The organism is Micromonospora sp. 4G55, assembly GCF_016803375.1.
Genome location: NZ_JAEVHN010000751.1, coordinates 1 through 2782, shown reverse-complemented (window position 1 = coordinate 2782; position 2782 = coordinate 1). Strand labels below are relative to the sequence as shown.

Annotated in this window: 3 protein-coding genes and 1 pseudogene; 2 read left to right on the top strand and 2 right to left on the bottom strand. The window is 74.4% G+C overall.

All coding sequences use genetic code 11. The annotated features are described in order from the left end of the window. Positions 1-1134: SseB family protein (locus JNW89_RS33555; protein WP_238452101.1), on the top strand; the 1134-nt coding region annotated here is incomplete at its 5' end. After that, entirely contained in the window at positions 1131-1496 is a 366-nt protein-coding gene (locus JNW89_RS33550) for a hypothetical protein (RefSeq protein WP_238452100.1), read from the top strand. The genes JNW89_RS33555 and JNW89_RS33550, both read left to right, overlap by 4 nt. 16 nt (positions 1497-1512) lie before the next feature. On the opposite strand, the gene JNW89_RS33545 is transcribed toward JNW89_RS33550, so the two are convergent. Both JNW89_RS33545 and JNW89_RS33540 read right to left on the bottom strand, forming a co-directional pair. Next, positions 1513-2442: an alpha/beta fold hydrolase gene (locus tag JNW89_RS33545; protein WP_238452099.1), complete on the bottom strand. Its 930-nt coding sequence runs from the start codon at positions 2440-2442 to the stop codon at positions 1513-1515. A 112-nt stretch (positions 2443-2554) separates the two neighbouring features. Next, positions 2555-2782, bottom strand: a pseudogene (locus JNW89_RS33540) (hypothetical protein); the annotation flags it as partial.

Below are 2782 nucleotides of genomic sequence, written 5' to 3'. Positions count from 1 at the left end.
GTCTCCCCGGCCTTCGGCGGCGCGCCGGAGGGGACTCCGGTCTCCGAGACCGCGCCCGGGCCGACCCTGGCTCGCCCTGCCGTCGCCGAGCCCACCCCGCCGGGTGCGGCGGCCCCGTCGTCCGGCGGCGGTACCGGCAGCGTCACTCCGGCTCAGGCGGCCGAGGCGTTCCAGCCCGCCAACTCGGTCGAGGAGGATCTGCTGGACGCGGCCGGCTCCGGCAGCACCGACACCTTCCTCTCCACACTGCTCCTGGCCCGGGTGCTCCTGCCGGTGGCACCGGACTCGGCGCCCGGCAGCCGTCCCGGTGATCCCGGTTTCGTGTGGCGTACGGAGGAACTCGACGGCGAGACGTACGTGGTGGTGCACACCTCGCCGGAGCGGCTGGCCGACCACTGCCCGGAGCCGGTGGAGACCGTCGAGGTCCGGTTCGTGCAGCTGATCCGGCGCTGGCCGGACGAGGTGTGGTCCTTCGCGGTCAACCCCGGCAGCCCGATCGGGGCGAAACTGCCCGGCGAGCAGATCGTCGGGCTGGCCAACTGGGCGGCCGAGGTGGGGCTCGGTGACGAGGCCGAGACCGAGCCGGAGAAGGTCGCGGTCGAGGAACCGGCCGAGCGGCCCCGGTACGCCCCGCAGATCGCCGACCCGACCCGGCCGGTGACCATGCAGAAGGCGGTGGCCCCGAGCCAGCTCGCCTACTACCTGGAGCGCGGGTACGACCGGGTCTCCGGTTTCGTGCACCGGGCCAACGAACTCGCGCACCTCAACACCCCGGCGCAGTTGCACGACGCGCTCGGTCTCGGCTACCCGGACTCGCCGTTCGCGCGCGACGCCGATCGGATCTACGTGCTGCGCTGGCCCGCGTACCGGCCGAGTCTCTACCGGATCCCGTACGGCGGGCAGAACGAGGCCGCCATGCGGGCGATGGAGGGCTGGGTCATCGAGCGCCCGCCGTTCCGGGGCAACGGCTTCGCCCCGGGCGACAGCACCGAGGTGGTGGCCGAGTTCAAGGTGGACAGCGCCCGGCTGCCGCACGGCGCGCAGCTGTGGCGGATCGGCGCGGACGGCACCGAGCGGGTGGTCGCCCTGCTCGACACCGACGCGCTGCTCTGGCGACAGGTGGGTGAGCCGTGAGGCGCGACGGTTACGTGGCCCGGTGGCGCGGGCGGGAGTACCAGGCCAGCCCGGACGGCGACGACGTCCGCATCTACCAGCCCGAACCGGGGGACGGCTTCGAGGAGGTACGCCCCGGTCGGCACGTCCGGGTGGTCCCGGCCGGCGAGGTCGAGGACCTGGCGTACGTGCGCACCACCTGCACCTGGCAGGGGCAGCCGTTCGTGGTGCTCGGCGAGCACGACGGCTGGCTGCGGGTGGAGTACACCGGCGGGCGCTGGCCGGTGGCGCAGGTGATGGGCCTGGAGGTCTTCGACTTCGGGGTCTACCAGGGTTGGGCGCCCGCCAACGAGGTGGCCGACCTGCGCGAGCAGCGGATCTGATCCGCCGCCCGCGCGGTCACGACTTCGACCAGCGGAGGATCTCGCCGAGCACCGTCTCCGGGGCCTCGACGTGCGGGAAGTGCCCGACCCCGTCGAGCAGCCGCCACTCGTATTCGGCGGTGACGTACCGGCCGGAGCCCTGGGCGGTACGCGGCAACGAGGCGGTGTCCAGCGCCCCGTGCAATTGCAGGGTCGGGGTCACCAGCGGCTTCTGCATCAGCCGGACGAACCGGTAGCCGTGCAGCCGCAGCACCGACCGGAACGCCCAGCGGTAGCCCTCCAGCGCGCAGAACGCGGCCTGCGGGATCTGGATCGCCTCCCGGCAGCACCGCGCGTACGCGTCGAACTCCGGCCCCCGGGTCCACTGCGGGCCGCCCCAGCGGCGCAGCATCTCCTCGACGGCGGCCCCGCCGTCCCGGGTCAGCAGGTGCTCGTAGCGGGGCAGCTGGAACTTCAGGGTGGGCGTGGAGGCGGCGAACTGGCCGCGCGGGTCGGCGAAGATGGCGGCCCGCAGGCGCAGCGGGTGCGGCGCGCCGAGCACCACCAGCCGGCGGACGAGCGTGGGGTGGAACGAGGCCGCCGTCCAGCCGATCAGGCCGCCCGCGCCGGTGCCGACCACGGTCGCGGAGCGTTCGCCCAGCGCCCGGATCAGTCCGGCGACGTCGGCGGCGAGGGTGTAGCCGTCGTACCCCCGGGGTGGCTTGTCGCTGGCGCCGTAGCCGCGCAGGTCGACGGCGACCGCCCGGAAGCCGGCGTCGGCGACCGCCGGCAGCACCTGGTGCCAGGCCCACCAGTACTCGGGAAAGCCGTGCAGGAACAGCACCATCGGGCGCGCGGCCTCGACGACGTGGAACCGGCTGCCGTTCGCGCCGACGAACCGGTGCGTCCACGGCCCCTCGGTCAGGACGCAGGACTCGTCGACGGGTCCGCCACGCTGCTCGGTCATGTGCCACAGCCTAGGACCCGGCGCCACGGGCACCGCCCGGCCTGTCGGCGGACGGGTCGCGGCCGGCGGGTCAGCCGCCCGGCTCACCGGGGGGCTCGGGGCGGCCGGCGGGTCAGCCGGTGACGATCCGCATCGGGATGCCGGGCCCGCAGTCGACCGGGTCGGTGCGCGGCGTGACGCGCAGCGTGACGAAGCTGCCCTCGGTCAGTTCGCCCGCCTCGGGCCCGTGGAGCGCGTACTCGCGCTCGTTCTCGTCGACCAGGGTGTAGCAGGGTCGCCGCCGCCGCGGGTGATCCGACCGGCGATCAGGTCGGTGGGGCGGTTGTCCGTGGGCTTCCTG

Bases quoted from the DNA above. Each gene is read 5' to 3' on its own strand.
- JNW89_RS33545 (WP_238452099.1), bottom strand. From the start codon at position 2,442: ATGACCGAGCAGCGTGGCGGACCCGTCGACGAGTCCTGCGTCCTGACC.